We start from the raw sequence: 23,215 nt of genomic DNA on the forward strand, positions 1-23,215 counted from the left end.
GGCCGTTATGACGGAGATCATCCTCGCCCGGCGCGGGCACCCGGGCTTCGCCACGCCCGCCCCCGCCGGAAGCTCGGGTGGCGCGACCTACCTCGGGCGATTCGTGAGCCCGTCCGTTGACGGCCGGGGGGGGAGGTCCTCCCCGTGGAACCGTGGCTTCTGCGCGCTGCCGGAGCCGGCGCCCTCGATCTCGTGGCTCGTTCCGTGGCGTGGCAGCGGGTGGCGACTCAGCGTGTTCCGCGGGGAGGACCTCCCGCCCCGGCAGCGCGTCGGCAGGAGCTGGCAATTCCTTGCGTTGGGGCGGGGGGTCGGGTATGATCCGCGGGACCTCAGCGGGCGTGGGCTCTCCAGGCGCCGCGGGGGTCAAGACAACCACGTGAAGATCTGCCTGATCGCGCCGAGGAATCCCGAGTCCTTCTGGACCTTCGACCGTATCCTGCCGAGCCTCGGGAAGCGCTGTGCCTTCCCGAACCTCTCGCTGCCCACGGTGGCGGCGCTCACGCCGCCGGGTCACGAGATCGTCTGCTGCGACGAGAACGTCGAGCCCATCGACTGGGACACTGACGCCGACATCGTGGGGATCACCGGCTACGTGGTCCACAAGACGCGCATGTTCCAGATCATCGAGGAGTTCCGCCGGCGCGGGAAGTTCGTGGTGGCCGGCGGACCCTTCGCCTCGCTCTGCCCCGAGGAGTTGCGCGGGCGCGTGGACGTGCTCTTCGTGGACGAGGCCGAGTACACCTGGCCGCAGTTCATCCGGGACTTCGAGGCGGGCTCGTGGCAGGCGGAGTACCGGCAGGACGAGAAGCCGAGCATGCTGGACTCGCCGCTGCCGCGCTTCGATCTCCTCAAGGTCGGGCGCTACCGCAGCATGGCCATCCAGTTCGCCCGCGGCTGCCCCTTCAACTGCGACTTCTGCGACATCATCGTCATGTACGGCCGCCGCCCCCGGACCAAGTCGGTCGCGCAGGTCATGACCGAGGTGGGGGAGATCCACCGGCTCGGGGTGCGGAACATCTTCGTCGTGGACGACAACTTCATCGGCAACAAGAAAGAAGCCAAGAGGCTCCTCATCGCCCTCGCCGAATGGCAGACCGCCCGCGGGTACCCCGTGGAGTTCATGACCGAGGTATCGCTGAACGTGGCGCAGGACGACGAGCTGCTGGCCCTCATGAAGCGGGCCCACTTCGCGACCATCTTCGTGGGCATCGAGTCTCCGCGCAAGGCGAGCCTCGAGTCCACCGGGAAGACCCAGAACATGCGGGAGGACATCCTCACCTCGGTCCACCGCATCCAGGCCGCCGGCATCGAGGTCATGGCCGGCATGATCGTCGGGTTCGACGGCGACGACGCGGAGATCTTCGAGGAGCAGTTCCGCTTCATCCAGGACGCCCGCATCCCCATCTCCATGACGGGCATGCTCAACGCGGTGCCGAAGACTCCGCTCTACGACCGGCTCAAGAAGGCGGGGCGCCTCATCGCCGAGTCTGTGGGCGACCAGTTCGTCTTCACCAACATCGTGCCGAAGGGGATGTCGCGGCTCGAGCTGTACGAGGGGTACCGGCGGCTCCTCGAGCGGCTCTACGACTACGGCAACTACCGCCGCCGCTCCATGGCGCTGATCCTGGGGCGGGGGGCGCGCGACGGCTCCCGGCTCGTGGCGGCGCGCGGGGACCTGGCGCTCTTCCTCCGGATCGTCTGGGCCTGCGTGCTCAACGCCTCGCCCCGGCGCGCCTGGCTGACGGTGTCGATGATCCTCGAGACCGCTCTCCGGCGTCCGCGCCGCGTCCGTGACGCCGTGACGCTGGCGCTGATGCACAAGCACCTCTACGAGTACTCCCGCCACACGGCCACGCGGCTGGAGGCGCTGATCCGCGAGCTCCGGGAGCTGCCGGCCGCGGGGCTTCTGCCCCTGGCCGAGGCGAAGCCCGACCCCTCGTAGTCCCCCGCTACCGGAGCCTGAGCAGGAGGACGTCCCGGCCCATCTGGGCGTGCTCGTCCTTCTGCGCGTCGTCGTGGATGGACACCGCGAAGTGAAAGGGGCCGAGGGTGACGACGTACTCGTCGCCGCGCCTCAGCCACTCCTGGACGGGGAGCGTTCGCCCGTCCCAGAGATGCAAGAGCGCGGCCGCGAGGAGCGCCAGCCTCACGCGCCCCGCGCGGCGCGCGAGGTGCGCGGCTAGAAGCCTCGGGTGAGGATGACGATGAGGCTCCAGTCGACCTCCCTGGCGCTCGTCACCGGGAGGTGGATCCCGGCCCGGAGATTCCACCCCTCGGCGGGTTCCACGCTCACTCCGGGGGTGAGGTAGAGCTGTACCCGCTCCGTCAGAGGATCGCCCCGGTGGAGGACCGTCACGCTGTTCAGCTCGAGCAGCGCCGCCAGCCACTCCAGCGGGGAATAGGTCACCGTGAGATTGGCCGTGACGCCATGCTCCTTGTGCGGCCTTACCGGATCGCCACCCTCCTCCTCCGGCTCCTGCTCCCGCGGGCGGTTGATCTGCCAGCGATAGAAGACATCCGCCTGGACGCTCCACGCGCCCAGCCCCTTGCCCGCGGCGAGGAAGGGCGCCACGGCGAATTGCCCGCCCAGCTCCCGCCGCTCGCTCCCGGTGGGGAGGGTCAGGGCAAGGCCTCCGGCAAGGGCGAACTGCTTGGCGGGCAGCAGCACGGGGGCGTATTTCAGCATGAGGCCCACATCGCCCATGCCGGCCTCGGTGGGCTCCGGGCCCACGGGGTCGCGGACGACCACCGGAAGCACCAGCTTGACGCCGAAGGACGGCACGGGCGCGTACTGGAGACTGCTCAGGCCGAAGACGTATCCCCACTCCGTCTCGGACTTCGACATGGTGAAGCTTCCCTCGACCTCGGTGCCGGGCACGGCGCCCTCGGTGATCAGGGTCGCGGGCAGGCTCACGCTCTCGGCCTCCTCGCCCCAGGCGGCAGGAGCGTGGGGAGACATAGCAAGGACCAGCGCCAGGAGAGCTGCCGTGACGATTCGTGATGTCATCGAGCTCACTCCTATTTTAGCAGGAGCTTCAGTGCGTTCCGCCCCGTGTGCGAGTGCTCCTCATCCCCCTCGTTGTCCGAGAGGAGATGGGCGATCCGCCATCTCCCCTCCGTTGGGCGCGCCCTTGACGCTCAGCGAGAGATCGCCGGCTCGCTGGGCGGCGCCGTCCGGCCGAGAAGCACCCAGGCCAGGAGCCCGATCGCGTAGACCGCCAGCGTCGCCAGGACCTCGAACGGTCTCGGCGCGTACCCCCCGTTGCCGTAGAGCGGGTGTGCGTGGCCGAGGGCCGTCGTGATGACCAAGCTCCATCGCTCGACCAGTACGGCCACCACGACCAGGAGGGCCGCGAGCCCGATCCGGGCTGTCGTCGGACCCCGTGGCTGCGCGAGCAGGAAGAACGGAGCCATCACCCCTCCCAGGAGCGCAAACCAGAAGAACGGGGCATAGGCGCCTCTCACCAGCTCCGCGAAGAGATGGGCACCCGCCGGCTCCCGCGTCGCGATGACCAGCTGCATTTCGAGGAAGAGGCTATACCCCAGGATCGGGACGAGGAGGAGAAGAACGCGTCCCAGCCCGAGGATGATGTGCTCGCTCACCTGGAACCCGAGGAACGCCCGACTCACGACCGCGGTGACGACGACGAGCGCCAGGCTGGAGGCCAGGGAGGAGACGTAGAACAGGGCCGCGACGGCGACAGCGTACGCCCCGAGCTCGGCGTCCAGGAGGCCGATGATCCAGGCCGGGACCGAATGCAGGAGCACGACCGCCGGGACGAGGATCACGGTGAGCTGGCCGAGGGTCGGCCCGCGCGCCGGGGTCGTGTACGCGAGGGCGAGGCCGAGCGCCACCAGCCGGTAGACCATGCGTGCTGGCAGCCGCGGCGCGAGCGAGAGAAGCAGGTCCGCGCGGGTGGCGAGGTAGCCGAGGGCGAGGGCGTTGGCCAGGTACGTGGCGAGGATCATCAGGTGGAAGCCCGGGACCCGGGTGAAGCGGATCCCGCTCAGGAGGTGCCAGAAATGTCCGAGCTGACCCAGGTCCAGCGCGAGAAAGACCGTCGCCACGAGCAGGCTCGACATCGCGCCCAACTCGGCGATACGGGCCACCGGCCTTGCCCGCTCACCTCCGAGGGCGTGCGCCATCGTCCCGACGACGATGGCCCCCGCCCCGGCTCCAATGAAGAAGATGAAGTTGACGAGGAAGAGTGCGCAGGTCACGTGATCGCCGATCCGCGCGGAGGCCAGCCCCACTCTCGCGGGAAGGGAGTGGAGGAAGATCGCCAGCGTGAATCCGAGGAGCAGCGAGTATACCTTCCGGCCGCCGATCAAGGGGAGACAGCATTCCCGTCCCCGGGGCCCGGGCGACGACTCGGACTTGAGGCAGGCGAGCGGGTCAGGCAGCTGCGAGCCCCTGAAGGTGGGACGCTCCATGCATCGCCTCCGCCACGGCGATGGCCCCTGCCGGGTCACTCGTAGCTGATCGAGAGTCTCCCGAACAGCTCGTTTCGCCAGCCGACCGCCGAGCCTCGTGCTTCGAAGTCGGTCCCCCGGTACTCGACCCCCGTCTGAACCGTGAACCAGGGGCGCTTCGCCGCACTCCGAGGGCACGCCCGGCACCCAGCCCTCCGGCCGCGGCGTGCGACCCCCGCTCACTTCTCCGGCAGGGTCTGCGAGTAGGCCAGGATGTCGAGGACATCTTGCAGGCTCCACCCCAGCTCCACTCCGGTGAGCATCGGTGGATCCGACCCTGGCTGGCCGGAACGGACCTTGTGGATGAACTCCCAGGGATTCTCGTTGGCCACCGTCCCCACATACTCGGGTTCGGCCGGCTTCCCGAAGTTCAGCTTGGTTCCCTCGGGACCGTGGCAGGCGGTGCAAACCATGGCCAACTGCTTGCCATGGGCAACGTCCGCTTTCATCGGCTTCTTCGTCTTGGCGTCAACAACGCTGGCCAGATCGACCAGCCCGTGCTTCAGGAAGGTGGCGAGGTTGGTCAGCGCAGCCTCATCCAGCACCGGAGAGAAATCGTGCTTGGGATTGGTGGAGCCCTTCAGGATGGCCTTGAGCTGATCCACGCTCTTGGCCTGGGCGGCCAGGACCCCCGGGAACCCGGTCTTGTGGGAGCCGGACCCGTAGAGGCCATCCGTCCCCCGATAGTCCCAGCCATGACATTCCTTGCACCGCCACGTATCCAGCCCCTTCCGCTTGTTGGTGGTCTGCGTCGCCCACAAGGGATGATTGCCGGCGGGCTCCTTCACGCCGGCCACCGCCTTCCACCACTTGTCGTAGAGCTTCCCCCCCACGGCCACGCTGCTCGGCGACGGGCCCTGCGCCGCGGCGATGTTCGTGAGGGCGAGTCCGGCGGCCATGAGCCAGACGCAGATCCAAACGATCACGGTGGACTTCATCGTTCGTCCTCCCTTTCTCCGTCGTGCCCTCGAGACCGTCACGGCGACACCGTTCGGGCCAGGGCCAGTTTGACGCTCTCCTCCAGTCGGGCGATGGCGATGGGCTTCTCCAGGACCGCCCGCACCAGCCCCTGGGTCTCCGCCGCCCGGACCTCCGGACCGGAGATCGAGACCAGCGCGATGACGCCGAGGTTGGGGAACTCCGACCGCAGCCGGCGGACCTGGGCGAGCTCCTCCGGCCCGAGCTCCTCCAGGTCGGCGACCACCACGGACACCGGGAGGCGCCGGAGCCGGGACTCGGCCTCCGGCCAGCCGAGCGCCCGGGCCACCAGGAGCCCGTTCCCCGTCAGGGCCCGCGTCAGGCCCTCTAGGCTCGTTGCATCAGGCGAGACCACCAGCACCGATTCTGGCTGAACCATCGGGCCTTCACGGGCAGCACAGGTCGGGCCAGATTCGGAGGTGGCAAGGCCCCGGCGTGAAACGAGGCGTGAGACCCCTTCCGGAGCGGGAGGTTGGGCGACACGACTGGGGCGACGCCCGGGGGGAGCTGCAACGTCGGATCGGTCAAGACGACTCGACCGGTGGCCGGGGGCCGGTCAAAACGACAGGCTACGGGAGGGCGAACTCCTGGATCTTGCGGTAGAGCGTTTTGAGGCCGATGCCCAGGATCTCGGCGGTCTTCCGCCGGTTCCCCCCGGTCGCCAACAGCGTCCGCGCGATGGCCTGGCGCTCCAGCTCGCGCAGCGTAGCGCTCGGCGCGCGCTCGCCCGCCTCGGCGGTTCGCTCGTCGCCCCGCACGGCGGCGGGAAGATCGGGGGCGGTGATGGGCCCCCCCTTCGAGAAGACGAGCATCGATTCGGTGACGTGCTGGAGCTCGCGGACGTTGCCGGGCCAGGCGTAGCGGCAGAGGAGCGCCAGCGCGTCGCTGGTCACCTCGGGGACCGACTTCCCCCACCGCTCGGCGAAGACGCGGAGGAAGTGAGCCAGCAGCACGGGAATGTCCTCGGCCCGATCACGCAGCGGCGGCACGGGGAGGGGAACGACGTTGAGCCGGTAAAAGAGGTCGTCGCGGAACGCGCCCTCGGCGACCAGGCCCTCCAGGTCGCGGTTCGTCGCCGCGATGACCCGGACATCGACCCGGAGCGTCTCGCCGCCCCCCACCCGCTCGAACTCCTGCTCTTGGAGGACGCGAAGGAGCTTGGCCTGGGTCGGGGGGCTCATGTCGCCCACCTCGTCCAGGAACAGCGTGCCCCCGTGGGCCAGCTCGAAGCGGCCCTTCCTCCGATCCTGGGCGCCGGTGAAGGCGCCCCGCTCGTGGCCGAACAGCTCCGACTCGAGCAGCCCCTCGGGCAGGGCGGCACAGGACACCTTCACAAAGGGGCGGTCGGCCCGGCGGCCTCCGTAGTGGATGGCGTGGGCCACCAGCTCCTTCCCGGTCCCGGTCTCGCCGAGGACCAGCACCGCCGCGTCGGTGGCGGCGACCTGCTGGATCGCCTCTCGCAGGCGCTGCATCGGCGCCGACCTCCCGAGGAGATGCTTGAGGCCGGCCGTCTCGCGCAGGCGCAGCTTCAGCTCGCGATTCTCCTGGGCCAGCCTCCGGGACTCGAGGGCGTGGTGGAGGAGCAGCTCCAGCTTCTCCAGGTGGATCGGCTTCGTGAGGAAATCGTAGGCGCCCTTCTTCATGGCCTCGACGGCGACGTCCACCGTTCCGAAGGCGGTGAGGATGACCACGATGGTGTCGGGGAAGTCGGCGCGCACCCGCTCCAGGACTGCCAGGCCGTCGCCACGGGGCATCTTGAGGTCAGTGAGGAGGACGTCAACGGGCTCCGTCGCCAGGAGGGCCAGCGCGCTCGCGCCGTCCGGCGCCGTCAGGGTTCGGTACCCGGCCCGCGTCATGGCCCGGCTCAGGCTCTCCCGGGTCCGGGCGTCGTCCTCGGCCACGAGGATGACGTGGTCCGTCCGCTCAGCGCTCATGGCTCCTCGCCGCCGGGAGGCGGACGATGAAGGCGGCGCCGCCCTCGGCCCGGTTGTGGCAGGTGACGGTGCCCCCGTGCTCCTCGACGATCCGCCGGACGATGGGCAGCCCCAGGCCGAGGCCGTCCGCCTTGGTGCTGACGAAGGGGACGAAGATCAGCTCCTGCTGCGCCTCGGGGATCCCGGACCCCGAATCGGTGACCGTGATCTCCACCCACTCGCCGTTCTGTCCGACCTCCAGGCCCAGGCTCCCGCCGGTGGGCATCGCCTGGAAGGCATTGTGGGCGAGGTTGAGGAGCACTTGGCGGAGCTGATCCGGGTCCGCCCTGACCGGAGACACGGTCGCCCCCCGGGAGTCGACGCCGACGCCAGCAGCTGCCGCCCGGGGCCCCAGGAGCCCCAGGATCTCCCCGACCAGCGGGACGACCTCGACGTCCTCCAGCCGGGGCCGGGGCAGACGGGCGAAATTGACGAACTCCTCCAGGGTCCGGTTGATGCGGGTGATCTCGTACTCCACGCCGACGAGGGCGGCCAGGATCTCGCCCAGGGGAGGCGGCGCGGCCTCCGCCGAGAGCTCGCGGCGGAGGAGGTGGACGTTGATGGTGAGCGAGTTGAGGGGGGTGCGGATCTCGTGCGTCACCCTGGCCGCGATCTGGCCGGTCACCGCGATCCGCTCGGACCGGATGAGCTCGGCCTGCGTGGCCTGCAGTCTCGCTGCCGTGTCCTCGAGCTTGCTTGTCCTCTCCTTGACCTGCCGCTCGAGCTCCGCCTGGAAGTTCAACCGCTCGGCCTCGTGCGCCTCCAGCCGCTCCGTCATGACGTTGAACGCCTGGGAGAGGTGCCCCACCTCGTCCCCGGAGCGGACGGGAACGCGCGCGGAGAGGTCACCGGCGGCGACGCGCAGGGCGGCCCGGGCGAGACGGCCGATGGGCGAGACCAGGCGCCGGGACAGGAAGCGGTTGCCCAGGAGGAGAAGCGATGCGCCGCTCAGCGCGAACATCACGTAGAGGCTCGAGATCAGGAACATCCGACGCTGGGTTCCGTCGATGGCGCGCTCGACCTTCCGCTGGTGTACGGCGTGCAGCTCCTCGACGATTCCCGCGACCCGCTCATGGGCCAGATCGTTGATGGCCACCACCTCGGCGGCAGTGGGTGGCTGGGCTCGGCCCAGGGCCTCGAGCACCGCTCCGGAGGCGAGCTCGAGCTCAGTCACCAGGGCCCGTAGCTGCGAGAGGCGGATCAGCTCCTGGCGCGCCTCGTCGCTGCCCTGGGTCCGCTCGAAGGCATCGTATGCGGCGATCCGCCGCTTCAGCTCGTCGAGGATCTCTGCGGGAGACGGGTGCCCGGGCGCGGCATTGCCCAGGAGCGCCAGGTGGAGGTGAGCGACGAAGTGGTGAACGGTGTCGTGGATCCGATTGATGGCCTCGACCTCGTGCTGCCGCTGCCGTCCCTCTTCCACTCCCGCGGAGATGGTCCAGGCCAGTAGCACGGAGATCCCGCCCACCACGAGCACGAGGACGAATCCCGCCCCGATGGCGATGTTGATCCGCCGGCCGATTCCCGCGCGCACGCTTCGGTTTGCCCTCCCTGCTGTCTCGGGTCAACCCCTACCTTAGCAGGAAGCTGGCCTGCCAGCCGCATGAGCGTATGCGCTTGATTCGTGTGGCCTACACCTCCCCGGGCAGGAGCTTGGACCCCGTGACGCCCTTGCGCAGCACCCCGTGGCAGCCGGCGCAGCGGTCGAGAGGGCGTCCCCGGCCCACGCGGCGGTGAAGAGGAGAACCGTGAACGGGGACAGCGCGCGTCTCGTGACGACCTCCTTGGAACGGCGAGCGGAGGGACGAGGGTCTCCGTTACCAGCGTCGAGCCACGACGTCGATGACCACGCCCAGGAACAGGAGCAGGAGGAACAGGTTCGAGGCGTGGAAGTTCGCGAAGGCGAGCCGCCGGTCCGCCGGCCGGCTCGCGAGTTGAAGGTTGCGACCCAGCAGGAGTCCGCCGCCGCCGACCACCCCGACGAGATAGGCCCAGCCGAGCATGCCGAGGGCGAAGGGGAGCAGGCTCGAGGCCAGGAGCCCCAGCGTGTTGAGGAGGATGCTCCGGGCGGTGCGGGCTTCCCCCTTGACCGCCGGGAGCATGGGGATCAGGGCCCCCGCAGAGTCGGTCTTGTAGGCGATGGCCAGCGACCAGAAATGCGACGGGCTCCAGAAGAAGAGGACGGCGGCGAAGATCACCGGCGGCAGGCAGAGCTCGGGGCGGGCCAGCGCGCCACCGGCGAGCACCGCGAAGGAGCCGGCCAGTCCCCCGATGACCACGTTGAGCCAGGAGCGCCGCTTGAGCCAGATCGTGTAGACGACCACGTAGGTGAAGGCGCCGAGCGCCACGTGCAGCGCCACCAGCCGGTTGAGCTGCCAGAGGGCCAGGCTCACGGCCAGGAGCATCATCCCCAGCCCCAGCGCCACCACGTGCCAGCCGTGGCGGATGCGGCCCGAGGGCAGCGGGCGGCGCGCGGTGCGAGGCATCCGGGCATCCAGGTCCCGATCGAGGAAATGGTTGAGCGCCCCCGCCCCGCCGGCGGCCATCACGGTGACGACGAAAAGGAGCCCGAGCGACGGCAGCGAGAGCCCTGCGGGGGCTGTGGCCACGTAGCCCAGGACGGCGGACATGCCGATGAAGGATCCAACACGGAGCTTGAGCGACTCGAGGTAGGCGGCGATCAGCATTGGCGCCTCCGCGGGACGAGGGGGAGGCCCGTGTTGATCACGAAGGCCAGCCCGCCCAGGATCGCCAGGACGGAGCCTGCCCCCATGATGTTCATGCCCAGGATGACCTGCGCGCTGGCCCAGGTGAAGCCGAAGGTCTTGCGGGGAGCGCCATGCCCCCCCGCCCAGTGCATGCCGAGCATGATGCCCAGCACCCCGATGCCGTAGAGGTAGGGCTGCCACCGCGTGAGACGCTCGCTCCACGGGCGGCGGCCGCAGATCTCCAGCAGCATGGGCGCGAGCCCCATGTAGGCCAGCGTCACCGCGCCCACCATGCCGTGGTAGTGGGCCGGCACGCGCGTGTCCTGGGTGAAGCCGATGATCCCCATCACGCCGCCCACGGCGAAGAGCCCGAAGGAGACCACCGTGCCGCCGAACAGCGGACTTGCCCAAGGCAGCGGGCGTCGGGCCGCCATCGAGGCGGCCAGCGCCATGAAGAAGATGGGGACGCCAGCGGCGCCGAGGCCGCCGAAGGTGAGGACGGTAATGAGGTGGTTGATGAGCAACTCCTCCGGCCGCCACACGAGGTACGAGGCCGCGGCCGCCGTCATGAAGGGCAGAAGAACCCAGAGGAGCATCCGGAGGACGCGGCGCGCCGGGAAGGCGGTGCCGAGCGCCACGGCGATGGCGACCATCCACGCCGAGGCCATGCCGGTCACGTGCAGGTACTGGAGGATGTGGCCACCGCCCCAGACGAGAGCGCGGAGCGAGTAGCCGAACGGGAGCGAGGCGTCCAGGCGCGCCCAGGCCAGCGCGACGGCCGCGACTGAGAGCAGCATGGCCACGGCCCCCGCCGCCATGGCGAGCCCCTCCGGAGTCCCTGGGGGCGCCCCGTCGCGCCGCGCGCGCCGCTCCCCCTGGAGGGTCGCCGCCAGATAGGCCGCGGCCTGGAGGCTCACGCCCGCCGCCACCAGGACCAGGCCGCCCCAGAAGAAGGGCTGATCGATCACCGGGAGATAGTCGTTGAGGTACGGCTGGCCCGTGGCCAGGAAGGCGGGCACCGCCATGGCCGCCGAGCCCATGCAGGCCAGCCCGAGCGCGGCCCACGAGGCGCCCGCGCTCAGCGGGTAGTTGGCGCGCCAGGCAACGTAGACCATCACCAGGACCGTGGTGCGGCCTGCTTGCGCGCCATGGCTCTCGCCCTCCTACCTCACGTGGATGGGAGCTCCGGCTGCCGATGGCGACGAGGGTAGGAGGAGATGCAGGCCGCCCCTATGATTCACGTCATAAGGAGCGTGGACCTCCGGGCGCCGACCGGGCCCGGCCCGGACGGCGCCTCACCGCCAGGGGCGCTAGTGCCCGCCGCTGCCGTGCTGGCCGGGGGTGAGCACGCGGAAGAGGGCCGGCTGATCGGGCCCGCTGACCTCGATGGCGCCCAGCGCTCCCTTGTCCATCGCCCGGCTGATGCTGTGGTCGACCAGCAGGAAGCGGCCGGGGACATCCAGCTTCATCTCGACGACGGCGGCGCCGCCCGCGGGAATGAGCGTCGTCTGCACGTTCGTGTTGGGCGCGCCGCCGATGCCGGCCTCGGGATAGACGCGGTCGAAGATCTCGCCGATGACGTGGAAAGAGGAGATCAGGTTCGGGCCGCCATTGCCGACGAAGAGGCGCACGGTCTCCCCCACCTTGGCGGTGAGCGCGCCCTTGTCGAGGAGGGCGCCCATGCGGCCGTTGAAGACCACGTACTCGGCCTGCTCCTGGCCGAGCTTGGCCGGGTCGAGGGGTTGATGTCCCGGCTGGAGGGTCTTGCCCCTGGTGTAGAACTCGCCCTGCATGACGTAGTACTCGCGATCCACGCGCGGGAGCCCCTGCTCCGGCTCCACGAGGATCAGCCCGTACATGCCGTTGGCGATGTGAGTGGGCACGTGCGGGGTCGCGCAGTGGTAGACGTAGAGCCCTGGGTTCAGCGCCTTCCACTGGAAGGCGCCCTCCTGGCCGGGCCCGAGCTGGGTGACGGCGGCGCCGCCCCCGGGACCGGTGACAGCGTGCAGGTCGATGGAATGCGGGTTTCCGCTTCCAGGGGCGTTCCTCAGGCGCAGCTCGACGAGGTCGCCAGCGCGCACGCGGACGAAGGGGCCCGGGACGGTGTCGCCGAAGGTCCAGAAGGTGTACTGCACGCCGCTTGCGAGCGCGCCCTTGTGCTCCCTGGTCTCGATGCTCACCACGACCTTCGCGGGACCGGGGCGGTCCACGGGCGGGGGAACGAGCGGCGGCGCCGTGAGGATCGCCTGCACCAGCGGCAGGTCCGTGCCCTCGACGTCCTTCGCCGACGCGATCCTGCCCGGCTTCGGCGCCACCGCCACGACGAGCAGGCCCGCCGCGGCGAGCCCTGCGATGGCTGCGATCGTCCGTGTCATCTCTGTTGTCCTCCTGGAAGTCTGGGTTCGGTGTCCGCCAGGAGGTAATGCAAGCGATGTGCCGCCCGCCCGCCGTTTGCATAGCTGTCTGAATCAGGTGCTTGCGGAGCGTGGTGAAGGCAGTGCGGGAGGAGGTGTGGCGGCAGCGCCGCCCCGGCTGGGGCGGGGGAGGCCCCGGCAGACGGACTTGCAATGTGCCTAGGTCAATGGGGCCGCGAAAGGCTGATGCGATCGGGGGTCCACGGCGGGTCGAAGGTGAGCTCCACCTCTACCTGCTCGACGCCGGGAATGGCCATCACGGCGCCGCGGACCCAGCCTGGCATGACGTCGTGGATGGGGCAACCGGGGGTGGTGAGCGTCATGGTGATCCTGACGCCGCCCTCGCAGATCTCGATGTCGTAGACCAGTCCCAGCTCGACGACGGACATGCCGAGCTCGGGGTCGAAGACGGTGCGGAGCGCCTGCCTCACCTGCTCGGGCGTGACCCGGGGGCGCTGGTCGGAGCCGCCCGGCACGCCCACGCAGCCAGGATCCTCGGCCACCGGGCCCCGCGGGAGCGCGGAGGCGCGGGTCGTCTCCGAGATGGCGATGAAGGGCGCGCGGTCGGAGAGGCTCATAGAGCGGAGAGGCCGAGCGTGGTGGCGGGGGTGCCCGTCCTGCGGCTCGGGGCCAGATGCCTCAGCACACGGCCCAGGGACAGCGCGAAGGCCAGCGCCCCGAGCGTGACGATGGCGCCGGCGGTGCCGATCCACAGGGGATCGCCGGCGCCCACGGCCACGGCCAGCGCCGCGACCCCGACGGAGAGGAAGCCATGGGTCAGGCTCTCCCCGAGCGCCCACGGCAGCTGCGCCAGCGTCGGCACCGGCGCCTTGCCCACCAGGGGGCCGTAGACGCGATACCACACGAGGAAGGGGACGATCTTGAAGAGCATGCCGACGATGGTGAGGGAGGCCCACCCGCCGAGGGCGAGCACGCCGTAGGCGAGGGCCAGCCGTGGCCCTGCCAGGAGCCCGCCGGCAAAGCCGAGCCCCATGATGCCGGTCGGGACGAGGAAGGCCGTGCCGGTGAGGGCGCAGCGGAGTCCCCAGTCCAGCGCCGGGCGCTTCCGGTTCGCCACCATCCCCGCGACCCAGACCAGGTGGCCAACGGCTGCGGCCGCCACGCCCAGCGCCCCGGGGATCACGAGCACCGGCACGGCGAGGAGTCCGAGCACGACGGCGGCCCCGCCCAGGGGGAGGCCCCAGAGCTGCAGCGCGCCCGGCCAGCCCTTGGGATCGCGGGCGAGGAGGAACATCGGGTACACGCGCGCCGCCACGCCCAGGATCATGGGGGCCACCCAGCCGAGCAGCCCCAGGTGGAAGTGGGCGTGCAGGGTCGGGAAGAAGCCGCCCGGCAGGAACTTCCAGATCCGGTCCGCAGCCAGCCCGAGGCCGAAGAGGACGGTCAGTGCGAGACCGGCCAGTGCCACGGCCAGGAGGCGCGCGGTGAAGCTCCAGACCTTCACGGCGCGGAGGCTGGCCAGCGCATTGATCAGATGGACGGTGGCGCCGACGGCGACGACCCCCGCGGCCAGCGCGAGCCCGGGCCAGGTCCCGTTGTAGAAGTGGGCGAGCATGCCGGCGATGCCGGCGGAGAGGATGACGAATTGCCAGCGCGCGAGCCGCTCGCTCCAGATGGGCCGCTCGAGCACGATGGGGATGAGCTGGTAGCTGGCCCCCATGATGGTGAGCGTGATCCAGCCGAGCGTGACTGTGTGGACGAGCGCCACCACCCTCGGCTGGTAGTAGTGGCCCGACAGCGGGGCGGCGAACCACACGGTGCCGGCCGCGGCCAGGACGAAGGCCAGCGAGGCGGTGACCATGTAGCGCAGCGGCAGCGTGGGGGCCGACGCGCCGGCTCCCGGCCGGAGGGGCCTCACCCCGCGGCGCCCCGGCGCCGGATCAGGATGCGGACCACCCCGGCCTCGGGCTCGTCAGTCTCATGGGCGAAGCCGCGTTCGTCGAGCTGCGGGTAGAGGAAGAGCGGGCGACGGTCGTGAATCACCTCGATCGTGCCCCCACCGGCGAGCCCATCGAGCTGCTCGAGGACACGCACCATCGGCTGGGGCGGCTCGAGTCCCCGCACGTCGACGCGCACGAGGTGGCTCCCGCCAGCCGCCGCGCCTCCGGCTCCCGCCCCCTGCGGCGCCGGCCCGCTTGCCGCGGGCTCGCGGTAGAACCATATGCGCCAGTCGGCAGGGCCGAGGTTCTCCGTCCAGTGGGCGAGCCCGCGCTGGCCGAGCACGTCGTAGAGCGGGACCGGCTCGAAGGGGGCGCGGAGCACCAGGACGTCACCGTCGCGGAGCTCCTTCACTGCAGCCATGATGCGGGCGAAGGGCTCCTGGCCGCGCGCGATGTCCTCGCGGACGTCGGCGTGCACCTGCCGTGCCTGTGGCACTGCGGCCAGCGCCGGCGGCATGAGCGACTCGCCCCCGGGCTCCCCCGCGCTCGGCGCGGCAGCGGCGGCAGCGTGCGGGGGCGGCGCCGCCTCGCCCACCGCACCCCTAAGCACGCCGAGCATCTCGTCCAGCGACACTCCCGCGATGCGCGCGGCCTGCGCCACCGTCACGCGCGGAGCCATGACCTTGCGCAGGAGCTCGTTCCTGAGCTGCTGGAAGTGCGGGTGGTAGACGGCCAGCACTTCCACCAGCTGGGGGTGAGCGTCCAGGAGGCAGGCAACCGTCTCCTCCGCGGAGATCATGCCGCGGGGTCCTCGGCCCGGCGGAGCGCCTCGAGCAGGGCCTCGAGGGTGACGCCCGCCGAGGCTGCGGCCTCGCGGAGCGTCAGGTGGCCCCCGCAGCAGTGGTTGATGCCCATCTCTCGCATGACGTCGAGCGCGCCGGGATGGAGACGCGAGACAGCCTCCACCGTCTGCTCGCCGGTGATTGGCGGTAGCGCCTTGGCAATCTCCACTCGCCAGGTCTCGGGGCCCTCCTCCAGGGCGCGCCAGCCGAAGGTTCCGGGGCGCTCGGCCTGGAACTGGTAGAAGAGCGGCCTGGGGTCGTGATCGTTCACCAGGACGAAAGCCTCGCCGGCTGCCAGGGCGTCGAAGGTCTCGAAGATCCTGGGGTGGCGAATCCGCGGCGGGACCTCGCGCACGTCGAGAAGCGTCGGGTGAGCCATGGTCTGTGTCCTCCTTCTGCCCCAGGCTACACACGCTCCGCCGCGCCTCCTATGACCGTCGTCATACACAGCGAACTGCGGCACGAGCCGATCTAGCGGGCGGGCGGCGGGACCGCGGTGGGCCTGCGGACGCGCCACCACATGTTCAGGACGAAGAGCGCGGCGCCAGCCAGCTGCCCGAGCCCACCCACCGTGATCGCGAGCCTGAGCGGCGGGGCGGACGAGAAGCCCGCCCACACCTCGCCGACGGCGCGCAGCAGCGTCCCGGCCGTCATGATCCAGTACACCGCCTCGGCCAGCTCGGGCCGGTAGCGCGTGTCCTCGCGGCCCGGGCGCGGGAACATCCACGTGGCCACCCCCATGACGACCATGAGCATGAACCCCACGAGGAGCAGGTGCGCGTGGGCGGTGACCACGAGCCGCGGGGGATATCGGCCGAGCACGAACTCGCCGACGAGGATGTAGGCGCCGAGCAGGAGCCCGGCCAGGAGGAAGAGGAAGCTCGTCTTGATGTAGCGGCGGACCAGGGGGGGCACGGGACTAGAGGTGACGGCGCACCGTCTACGGCTCCTCGCCCTGGGCCAGCGCGCGGAGCGCCTCGATGTCCGTCAGGATGAGCCGGCCGCCGTCGTCCCGGATCAGCCCGTCCTTGTGCCAGCGGCTCACGACCCGGATGGTGGTCTCGACGGTGGTGCCGGTCATGTCGGCCAGGCCCTGTCGCGTCAGGTGGAAGGGCAGCGTGATCCCCTGCCGGCTCCTGGTGCCCTCGCGCTCCCCGAGCCGGACCAGCGTGGCGGCGAGCCGGGCCTCCACGGGATCCACGGCGAGGGACTTGACCGAGTCGTGGGCGGCCCTGAGCCGCCGGCCGATCATCAGCGCCATCTCCCTGATGACGGACGGGTAGCGGTCCGACAGGCCGGTGATGGCCTCGGCGGGGATCTTGAGGACGACGCTCGGCTCGGTCACCTGGGCGCTGGCGGGGTAGGGGCGCTTCTCGATCACCGCGACGCCGCCGAAGAGCTCGCCCGGTCCCAGCAGCTCCAGCACCACGTCCTTGCCGGCGCGCGAGTGCCTCACGATCTTCACCCGCCCCGACTTGACGATGCACAGCGCCAGCGACGGATCGCTCTCCATGAAGACGTACTCGCGGGCACGGTAGCTGTCCTCGGAGACGACGGCGCTGAGGGCTTCGATCTCTCGCGCGGGGAGCGAGGCAAAGACAGGACTCTGTCTGAGGAAAGCCTGTACCTCGCGAGCGGACATCGGTCCGAGGATAGCACAGGGGCGCGCGCCACTTCGACGGGCCCGGCACCCGAGCGGCCGGGGGGAGCCGGCGCCTCACGAGGGGCGGTGGTGCCCCAGCGACCCTCTCGGACCGCTCTCCGTAACGTCCCGGGCTGGCGTCGGTTCCCCGTGGCACCGGCGTTGCACCTCCTTCACCCATGAGCCCGCCCAGCGAGGCGCGGAGAGGGCTCTCGCCTCACGCCCTCGACCACGCTGAAGTGGTGGCCCTGCTCGGCACCCATGCCGAGGTGGGTCTCGCGCCGGACGAGGCGCGCCGCCGGCTCGAGCGCGTGGGCGAGAACCGGGTGGGCGAGCACCGCGCCCGCCCGCTGTGGAGGCTCGCGCTCGATCAGTTCCAGAGCCTGGTGGTGCTGCTGCTCCTGGCCGCCGCCGTCGTCGCGTGGCTGCTCGGCGAGCGGGTGGAGGCCGCGGCGATCCTGGCGGCGCTTCTCCTCGGCGCGGTCATTGGCTTCGTTTCCGAGTGGCGCGCGCGGGTATCGCTGGCCCGTCTTCGCGCGCTGGCCGTGCCCCAGGCACTATGCCGGAGGGGCGGCGACGTCCTGCGTGTGCCGGCGGCCCAGCTCGTGCCCGGCGACCTCATCGTGCTCGAGGCGGGCGCACAGGTCCCCGCCGACGCCCGCCTGGTGAGAAGCTCGGCACTCCGCGTGACGGAGGCGGCGCTCACGGGAGAGAGCCTCCCCGGCGAGAAGGATGCTGCTGCCCGTGTTGCGCCCGACACGCCTCTCGGGGACCGCCGGACCATGGTCTACCTCGGGACGGCAGTGGTCGCCGGCAGCGGGCTCGGCGTCGTGACGGCCACGGGGCTCGCCACGGAGCTGGGTCGCATCGGCCAGCTGGTCGCCCTGGCCGGGGACAGGGCGACGCCGCTCGAGCGCCAGGTCGAGGCCCTCGGGCGCCGGCTCATGGTCCTGGCGCTCGGGATCTGCGCGGTGGTGGGGATTGCGGGGATCCTTCACGGCGAGCCGCTGGGGCTCATGCTGGAGACGGCCATCAGCCTGGCGGTGGCCGCCATTCCGGAAGGCCTGCCGGCAGTCACGGCCGTGGCGCTGGCGGCCGGGCTCTGGCGGCTGGCGGCGCAGGGCGCGCTGGTGCGCCGGTTGCCGGCGGTGGAGACGCTGGGCTCCACCACGGTGATCTGCGCCGACAAGACGGGCACGATGACCGAGAACCAGATGAGCGTGGTGCGCATCCATCTCGGCGGCCGCACGCTGGCCGTGGAGGCTGACCCGCGCTCCCCTTCGGGAGAGTTCCGGGAGGACGGCTTGCGGCTCGACCCGCTCGCCGAGCCTGACCTCGTGACGCTGCTCACCGTGGCGGCGCTGGCCAATGACGCGGCCCTGGAGTGGCGCCCCGAGGGACTCCGGCTCCACGGCGATCCCACGGAGTCCGCGCTGCTGGTCGCAGCGCTCAAGGCCGGGCTCGACCCCGGCGAGATCGCTCGGGCCTGGCCCCGCCGGGGCGAGACGCCCTTCGACCCGGCGACGCGACTCATGGCGACGTTCAACGACACCCCTGGGGGTGGCAGCGCGCTGCTCGTCAAGGGCGCGCCGGCCGCGGTGGTGGAGCGCTCGAGCCGGTGGGAGGCCGCCGGCGGCAGCATCCCGCTCGACCCTGCCGCCCGGGAGGCGCTGCTGGAGGCGAACGGCGCCTTCGGGCGCGACGGCCTCAGGGTGCTGGCCGTGGCCTGGCGCCCCGAAGGAGCGCTTCCGGGGGGCCCCATCGAGGAGCTGACGCTTCTCGGGCTCGTGGGGCTCGCGGATCCGGTGAGGCCGGGAGTGAGGGAGGCGATTGCCCGCTGCGCCGCAGCCGGCATCCGCACCGTCATGCTCACCGGCGACCAGCGCGTCACCGCCGAGGCTGTCGGACGCACCCTCGGGCTGGCGCCGGATGCGATCCGGAGCCGGGTCAGCCCGGAGGAGAAACTCGCGCTGGTCCAGCGACTCCAGGGCCAGGGCGAGGTGGTCGCCATGACGGGCGACGGGGTCAATGACGCCCCGGCGCTGGCCAGGGCCGACATCGGCATCGCCATGGGCCGCCGCGGCACCGACGTCGCCCGGGAGGCCGCTGACCTCGTGCTCACCGACGACAACTTCGCCTCCGTCGTCCGGGCGGTGGAGGAAGGGCGCGTCATCTACACGAATCTGCGCAAGGTCATCCACTTCCTCTTCTCCTGCAACCTCTCCGAGATCCTGATCATCCTCGTGGGGATCCTGCTGGGGCTGCCGGCGCCGCTTCTGCCCTTGCAGATCCTCTGGGTCAACCTCGTGACGGACATCTTGCCGGCCGTCGCGCTGGTCCGCGATCCCCCCGAGCCCGACGTGATGCGGCGGCCGCCGCGCGACCCGCAGGAGGCGCTGGTGACGTGGCGCTCCGGCGGGCGCATGGTGGTGGAGGGGGCGCTCCTGGCGGCCGGGGTGCTGAGCGCCTACCTGTGGGCCGTGTGGCGGGAGGGGGCTTCGGCTCACGCGACCACCATCGCGTTCGTCGCGGTGGTCGTGATCCATCCGTTCCAGGCCATGAACTGTCGCTCGGACCGGGTGGGGTGGTGGCGGCTGCCGCCCAACTGGCTGACATGGGCCGCTCTGGGGGTGCTCCTGGGCTTGCAGTGGCTGGCCGTGTCCTGGCGGCCGCTCCGCTTGGTGCTGGGGGCTGTCCCCCTCTCCGGCGCGGACTGGCTCACGGTGATGGGCGCGGTCGTGTGGCCCGTGCTCTTGCTCGAGGCGGTGAAGGCCTGGCGGCGCTCGGGTGACGGGGTGGGGTGCCCTCGCCCCACCTCCTCGCCGGCCGGACCGGAGGCGGCGCGCGGAATGCCCCGAAATCCTTGAGGTCACAACTGGCATTGACGTTGCTCCTCGACAATGGAGGAGGGATCGTGTCCATCGAGATCAGCGGGATCGACCGGAACGTCGCGCTCCGGAGGCGCGTGGAGAGGCAGATCGGGGCGGCGCTCGGCCCGCTCCGCGTGGCGCCGGTGAAGGCGCTGGTGTCCTTCTTCGACGACAACGGGCCCAAGGGGGGCCTCGCGCTTCGCTGCGCCGTCACCGTGCGCGTGCCGTACCGCCCGGCGATCCGCGTGGAGAACACCGCGGCCACGGCCCGGGTGGCCTTCGACGGCGCGCTGGGCGTGCTCGAGCGCCAGCTCGAGCGCTACCGCGAGCGCGACAGGGACGTGCGCCGGCGGCCGAAGAAGTACTTCGCCGCGAAGCGCCTGCTGGGAGGAGGATGAGCCATGGCGAAGCGAATCCTGGTGCCACTCGATCAGTCGGCGCTCGCCGAGTCCGTGATCCCGCTGGTGGGGGACGCGGCGCGCGGCGCCGCGGCGACGGTGCGCCTCCTGCACGTGGCGCCGATGCCCCAGAACCGGGTGGACGACGAGGGCCGGGTGGTGGCGTATTCCGATCAGGAGATGGCGCGGCTCGAGGCCGCGGCGCTGGACTACTTGGGCGGGCTGGGGCTCGGGCTCTCGGGCGTGCCCGTGGAGTATGCGGTGCGCTTCGGCGAGCCCAAGCAGGAGATCCTCGTGGAGGCGGAGGACTGGGATGCCGACCTCATCGCGGTGACCACGGCGGGTCGGAGCGGGCTCTCGCGCACCGTGCTGGGCAGCGTGGCCGAGCACGTGTTCAAGAAGTCGGACGTCCCCGTGGTGCTGTTCCACCCGCGGCGGTCCAGGGATTGACAGGTACCCGATGCGGTGCGCGAAGAGACGATGGAGCCGGACATGCAGCTCAAGGCGCGGCTGGCAGAGCTGGCCCGGGTCAAGAGCGTGGCGCCGCCCGTGGTCAGCGTGTACCTGGACACCCGCTGGGAGGATGAGCACCAGCGCGACCGGGTGCGGCTCTTCCTCAAGAACGAGTTGAAGAGGGCGCGGCAGGGGGCGGGCCCCCGGTGCGCCGAGCCGGATCTCGGCTGGATCGAGGCCCAGGGCGAGGCCCTGGTGAGCCAGGAGCGCCTGCCGGCGGCCCGCGGCGTGGCGATGTTCGCGTGCGGGACGGCGGGGCTGCGCGAGGTCCTGCCCGTGCGGGTGCCCTTCGACAACGCCTTCGTGGTGGCCGAGGCGCCGCATCTCGCCCCGCTCACGGAGGCGCTGGAGGAGGCGCCGCCCTCGCTGGTCGTCTTCGTGGACGGCGAGAGCGCGCGGCTGGTGCCGCTCACCGCAGAGGGCGCCGGCGCGGAGATCCGGCTCGAGAGCGAGGTGCCGGGCCACCACCGGCGCGGCGGGTGGGCGCAGCTCGCCCAGTCGCGCTACCAGCGGCACATCCAGGACCACCGGGGGCGCCACTTCGAGGCGGTGGCCCAGAGCCTGATCGCGTTGGCCGAGGGCAATGGCGTCGAACGCATCGTGGTGGCCGGGGAGCCGCGGAACATCACCGCGCTCCGCCAGCACCTGCCCCCGCGCCTCCTGGACCGCGTGGCTGGCACGCTGTCCGCCGCGCGCCGGGAGGCGATGGGCGCCATCCTGGGCCGCGCCGCCGAGTTGCTCGTGCAGCTCGAGAAGGCCGGACTGGGCGCGGCCGTGGACGCGGCCCTGACCGAGGCGGCCAAGGGCGGGCGCGCCGTGGCCGGCGTCGGGCCGACACTCGAGGCGGTGGGCCGGGGCGCGGTGCGGCGGCTGTATCTCCTCAAGGGCTTCCGGGAGCAGGGGCGCGCCTGCGCCGGGTGCGGGGCCGTCGGGCGGGGCGTCGGGACCGTGTGCGCGGGGTGCGGCGGGCCGGCCGCCGCCGTGGAGCTGGGCGCAGCATGCGTCGACCGGGTGATCGCCGCCGGCGGTGGCGCCGACCTGGTCGAGCCTCACGAGGCGCTGGCGCGGGCCGGGGGAATGGCCGCCCTCCTGCGCTACCCGCTCTGACACCGACCTGGCTGGGGCACCGGAGGGCGCGGAGAGGGAGGCGGAAGCATGGTGGAGGCGATCCGCGATCAATGGGCGGTCGTGGCGGCCGTCGTCCTCCTCGTCGCGCTCTTGATCTGGCGGCTGGTGCGACGGTGAGGAGACGGATCCGCGCATAGCCCCGCGGCGGGGAAACGCGATGGCGATCGTCATCGAGGCACTGCAGGATGCTCCCGTGGCCCGCCGGCGCACCGAGCTGGTGGAGCGCAAGGGCATCGGCCACCCCGACACGGTCTGCGACTGTCTTGTCGAGGCGATCTCGCTGGCGCTCAACCGGATGTACCTCGCGCGGGTGGGCGCGATCCCCCACTACAACATCGACAAGGCGCTGCTCGCCGCGGGCCAGTGCGCGAAGGGCTTCGGGTGGGGAGAGCAGACGAAGCCCATGGAGCTCCTGGTGGGGGACCGCGCGACCTTCGAGGTGGACGGGGCGGCGCTGCCCGTGGAGGAGACCGCGCGGACGGCCGTGGACGAGTGGGTTGCCGCCCACCTGCCTCACGTGGAGCCGGGCAAGTGGCTCCGCACGCGCAGCCTGCTCCTGCCCGGATCGGCCGAACTGCGCGGGATCTTCGAGAGACAGGACGCCGAGATCGGCTCCAATGACACCTGCGGCGCCTGCGGCTACGCACCGCTCTCCCCGACGGACCACCTCGTCCTGGACGTCGAGGCCTTCCTCAACGACGCGGCGTTCAAGACCTCGTTTCCCGACACGGGGCAGGACGTCAAGGTCTTCGCCCTGCGCGAGGGCGACAGCGTCGAGGTCACTGTGGCCATGCCGCTCCTGGCGACATTCACCGCGTCGGAGCGCGCCTACTTCGCGCGGAAGGACGAGATCCTCGCGGCCCTCGCCCACCGCTTCGGGCAGGCGCCCCTGTCCATCGCGTGGAGCCTCAACAGCCTCGACCGCCCGGGCCGCGGGATCGAGGGTGTCTACCTCACGCTCACGGGCACCTCGGCCGAGGACGCCGACTCGGGCCAGGTGGGCCGCGGCAACCGCGCCAACGGGCTCATCGCGTTCTCGCGGCCCACAGGCGGCGAGGCGGCGGCGGGCAAGAACCCCGTCGCCCACACGGGCAAGGTCTACAGCGTGCTGAGCCACCGGCTGGCGCGGCTCGTCCAGGAGGGCTGCCCGGAGCTGCTCGAGGTGTACGTGACCCTGGCGGCGCGGATCGGCCACCCCGTGGACCGGCCCTGGACGGGCGTGCAGGTGATCCTGCCGCCCGGGATGGGGCTCCCCGACGTGGAGGTGACGATCCGCGAGGTGGTGGAGGCCGAGCTGGGGCGGATGGCGGCCTTCCGTGCCGAGCTCGCCCGGGGGGACTATCCCGTCTGCTGACCGCCGAGAGAAGGGAGAAGAGGA

Annotated in this window: 22 protein-coding genes; 6 read left to right on the forward strand and 16 right to left on the reverse strand. The window is 71.4% G+C overall.

Features of this window, described 5'->3' with window-relative positions; all coding sequences use genetic code 11:
* The first annotated feature begins 376 nt into the window (after nt 1-376).
* Entirely contained in the window at nt 377-1,942 is a 1,566-nt protein-coding gene (locus HYV93_20405; GenBank protein ID MBI2528329.1) for a B12-binding domain-containing radical SAM protein, read from the forward strand.
* A gap of 7 nt (nt 1,943-1,949) precedes the next feature.
* On the opposite strand, the gene HYV93_20410 is transcribed toward HYV93_20405, so the two are convergent.
* The 16 genes from HYV93_20410 to HYV93_20485 all read right to left on the reverse strand — a co-directional run bounded on the left by HYV93_20410 (nt 1,950) and on the right by HYV93_20485 (nt 16,928).
* Nucleotides 1,950-2,150 carry a hypothetical protein gene (locus HYV93_20410; GenBank protein MBI2528330.1) on the reverse strand — a complete coding sequence of 67 codons (201 nt, stop codon included), beginning with the start codon at nt 2,148-2,150 and terminating at the stop codon, nt 1,950-1,952.
* A gap of 29 nt (nt 2,151-2,179) precedes the next feature.
* Nucleotides 2,180-3,007: a hypothetical protein gene (locus HYV93_20415; GenBank protein ID MBI2528331.1), complete on the reverse strand. Its 828-nt coding sequence runs from the start codon at nt 3,005-3,007 to the stop codon at nt 2,180-2,182.
* Between the two features lie 131 nt (nt 3,008-3,138).
* Nucleotides 3,139-4,434: a polysulfide reductase NrfD gene (gene nrfD / locus HYV93_20420; GenBank protein MBI2528332.1), complete on the reverse strand. Its 1,296-nt coding sequence runs from the start codon at nt 4,432-4,434 to the stop codon at nt 3,139-3,141.
* Nucleotides 4,435-4,652: 218 nt separating this feature from the next.
* A complete protein-coding gene (locus tag HYV93_20425) occupies nt 4,653-5,411 on the reverse strand; it encodes a hypothetical protein (protein ID MBI2528333.1) in 759 nt (252 codons plus the stop codon).
* Between the two features lie 38 nt (nt 5,412-5,449).
* The gene (locus HYV93_20430) at nt 5,450-5,830 is read right to left on the reverse strand and encodes a hypothetical protein (GenBank protein MBI2528334.1); all 381 of its coding nucleotides are present in this window, start codon (nt 5,828-5,830) and stop codon (nt 5,450-5,452) included.
* A 190-nt stretch (nt 5,831-6,020) separates the two neighbouring features.
* Nucleotides 6,021-7,385, reverse strand: coding sequence for a sigma-54-dependent Fis family transcriptional regulator (locus HYV93_20435; GenBank protein MBI2528335.1), 1,365 nt, complete (start codon nt 7,383-7,385; stop codon nt 6,021-6,023).
* Nucleotides 7,375-8,955, reverse strand: a complete 1,581-nt coding sequence (locus tag HYV93_20440) for a HAMP domain-containing protein (protein ID MBI2528336.1) — start codon at nt 8,953-8,955, stop codon at nt 7,375-7,377. The genes HYV93_20435 and HYV93_20440 overlap by 11 nt, the downstream gene beginning before the upstream one ends.
* Nucleotides 8,956-9,238: 283 nt before the next feature.
* Nucleotides 9,239-10,108 (reverse strand): protoheme IX farnesyltransferase, encoded by an 870-nt coding sequence (gene cyoE, locus HYV93_20445; GenBank protein ID MBI2528337.1) that lies wholly within the window; start codon nt 10,106-10,108, stop codon nt 9,239-9,241.
* Nucleotides 10,102-11,244, reverse strand: a complete 1,143-nt coding sequence (locus HYV93_20450; protein ID MBI2528338.1) for a cbb3-type cytochrome c oxidase subunit I — start codon at nt 11,242-11,244, stop codon at nt 10,102-10,104. Before HYV93_20450 ends, cyoE begins: the two co-directional genes overlap by 7 nt.
* 195 nt (nt 11,245-11,439) lie before the next feature.
* Nucleotides 11,440-12,504: a nitrite reductase, copper-containing gene (nirK, locus tag HYV93_20455; protein ID MBI2528339.1), complete on the reverse strand. Its 1,065-nt coding sequence runs from the start codon at nt 12,502-12,504 to the stop codon at nt 11,440-11,442.
* Nucleotides 12,505-12,707: 203 nt separating this feature from the next.
* Nucleotides 12,708-13,121 (reverse strand): metal-sulfur cluster assembly factor, encoded by a 414-nt coding sequence (locus tag HYV93_20460; protein ID MBI2528340.1) that lies wholly within the window; start codon nt 13,119-13,121, stop codon nt 12,708-12,710.
* Nucleotides 13,118-14,422: a hypothetical protein gene (locus tag HYV93_20465; GenBank protein MBI2528341.1), complete on the reverse strand. Its 1,305-nt coding sequence runs from the start codon at nt 14,420-14,422 to the stop codon at nt 13,118-13,120. Before HYV93_20465 ends, HYV93_20460 begins: the two co-directional genes overlap by 4 nt.
* Nucleotides 14,419-15,243: a DUF2249 domain-containing protein gene (locus tag HYV93_20470; GenBank protein ID MBI2528342.1), complete on the reverse strand. Its 825-nt coding sequence runs from the start codon at nt 15,241-15,243 to the stop codon at nt 14,419-14,421. Before HYV93_20470 ends, HYV93_20465 begins: the two co-directional genes overlap by 4 nt.
* On the reverse strand, nt 15,240-15,665 hold the full coding sequence (locus HYV93_20475; GenBank protein MBI2528343.1) for a DUF542 domain-containing protein: 426 nt from the start codon (nt 15,663-15,665) through the stop codon (nt 15,240-15,242). Before HYV93_20475 ends, HYV93_20470 begins: the two co-directional genes overlap by 4 nt.
* Before the next feature lie 92 nt (nt 15,666-15,757).
* Nucleotides 15,758-16,201: a hypothetical protein gene (locus HYV93_20480; GenBank protein MBI2528344.1), complete on the reverse strand. Its 444-nt coding sequence runs from the start codon at nt 16,199-16,201 to the stop codon at nt 15,758-15,760.
* A gap of 25 nt (nt 16,202-16,226) precedes the next feature.
* Nucleotides 16,227-16,928, reverse strand: coding sequence for a Crp/Fnr family transcriptional regulator (locus tag HYV93_20485; protein ID MBI2528345.1), 702 nt, complete (start codon nt 16,926-16,928; stop codon nt 16,227-16,229).
* A 179-nt stretch (nt 16,929-17,107) separates the two neighbouring features.
* Between HYV93_20485 and HYV93_20490 the strand changes: the two genes are divergently transcribed.
* The 5 genes from HYV93_20490 (at nt 17,108) to HYV93_20510 (ending at nt 23,191) form a co-directional block, all read left to right on the forward strand.
* A complete protein-coding gene (locus HYV93_20490) occupies nt 17,108-19,795 on the forward strand; it encodes a cation-transporting P-type ATPase (protein ID MBI2528346.1) in 2,688 nt (895 codons plus the stop codon).
* A gap of 47 nt (nt 19,796-19,842) precedes the next feature.
* Nucleotides 19,843-20,196: an HPF/RaiA family ribosome-associated protein gene (locus HYV93_20495; protein MBI2528347.1), complete on the forward strand. Its 354-nt coding sequence runs from the start codon at nt 19,843-19,845 to the stop codon at nt 20,194-20,196.
* A 3-nt stretch (nt 20,197-20,199) separates the two neighbouring features.
* Nucleotides 20,200-20,646: a universal stress protein gene (locus HYV93_20500; GenBank protein ID MBI2528348.1), complete on the forward strand. Its 447-nt coding sequence runs from the start codon at nt 20,200-20,202 to the stop codon at nt 20,644-20,646.
* Nucleotides 20,647-20,688: 42 nt separating this feature from the next.
* Nucleotides 20,689-21,816, forward strand: a complete 1,128-nt coding sequence (locus tag HYV93_20505) for a hypothetical protein (GenBank protein MBI2528349.1) — start codon at nt 20,689-20,691, stop codon at nt 21,814-21,816.
* Nucleotides 21,817-21,994: 178 nt separating this feature from the next.
* On the forward strand, nt 21,995-23,191 hold the full coding sequence (locus HYV93_20510) for a methionine adenosyltransferase (GenBank protein ID MBI2528350.1): 1,197 nt from the start codon (nt 21,995-21,997) through the stop codon (nt 23,189-23,191).
* Nucleotides 23,192-23,215: the final 24 nt, after the last annotated feature.

The sequence above is a fragment of the Candidatus Rokuibacteriota bacterium genome (genome assembly GCA_016188005.1).
Taxonomy (GTDB): domain Bacteria; phylum Methylomirabilota; class Methylomirabilia; order Rokubacteriales; family CSP1-6; genus UBA12499.

Coding starts and splice junctions, on each gene's coding strand:
- HYV93_20415 (MBI2528331.1), bottom strand. CDS start 3,007: ATGACATCACGAATCGTCACGGCAGCTCTCCTGGCGCTGGTCCTTGCT.
- nrfD (MBI2528332.1), bottom strand. CDS start 4,434: ATGGAGCGTCCCACCTTCAGGGGCTCGCAGCTGCCTGACCCGCTCGCC.
- HYV93_20425 (MBI2528333.1), bottom strand. CDS start 5,411: ATGAAGTCCACCGTGATCGTTTGGATCTGCGTCTGGCTCATGGCCGCC.
- HYV93_20430 (MBI2528334.1), bottom strand. CDS start 5,830: ATGGTTCAGCCAGAATCGGTGCTGGTGGTCTCGCCTGATGCAACGAGC.
- HYV93_20435 (MBI2528335.1), bottom strand. CDS start 7,385: ATGAGCGCTGAGCGGACGGACCACGTCATCCTCGTGGCCGAGGACGAC.
- cyoE (MBI2528337.1), bottom strand. CDS start 10,108: ATGCTGATCGCCGCCTACCTCGAGTCGCTCAAGCTCCGTGTTGGATCC.
- HYV93_20450 (MBI2528338.1), bottom strand. CDS start 11,244: ATGGTCTACGTTGCCTGGCGCGCCAACTACCCGCTGAGCGCGGGCGCC.
- nirK (MBI2528339.1), bottom strand. CDS start 12,504: ATGACACGGACGATCGCAGCCATCGCAGGGCTCGCCGCGGCGGGCCTG.
- HYV93_20460 (MBI2528340.1), bottom strand. CDS start 13,121: ATGAGCCTCTCCGACCGCGCGCCCTTCATCGCCATCTCGGAGACGACC.
- HYV93_20470 (MBI2528342.1), bottom strand. CDS start 15,243: ATGATCTCCGCGGAGGAGACGGTTGCCTGCCTCCTGGACGCTCACCCC.
- HYV93_20475 (MBI2528343.1), bottom strand. CDS start 15,665: ATGGCTCACCCGACGCTTCTCGACGTGCGCGAGGTCCCGCCGCGGATT.
- HYV93_20485 (MBI2528345.1), bottom strand. CDS start 16,928: ATGTCCGCTCGCGAGGTACAGGCTTTCCTCAGACAGAGTCCTGTCTTT.
- HYV93_20490 (MBI2528346.1), top strand. CDS start 17,108: ATGAGCCCGCCCAGCGAGGCGCGGAGAGGGCTCTCGCCTCACGCCCTC.
- HYV93_20500 (MBI2528348.1), top strand. CDS start 20,200: ATGGCGAAGCGAATCCTGGTGCCACTCGATCAGTCGGCGCTCGCCGAG.
- HYV93_20505 (MBI2528349.1), top strand. CDS start 20,689: ATGCAGCTCAAGGCGCGGCTGGCAGAGCTGGCCCGGGTCAAGAGCGTG.
- HYV93_20510 (MBI2528350.1), top strand. CDS start 21,995: ATGGCGATCGTCATCGAGGCACTGCAGGATGCTCCCGTGGCCCGCCGG.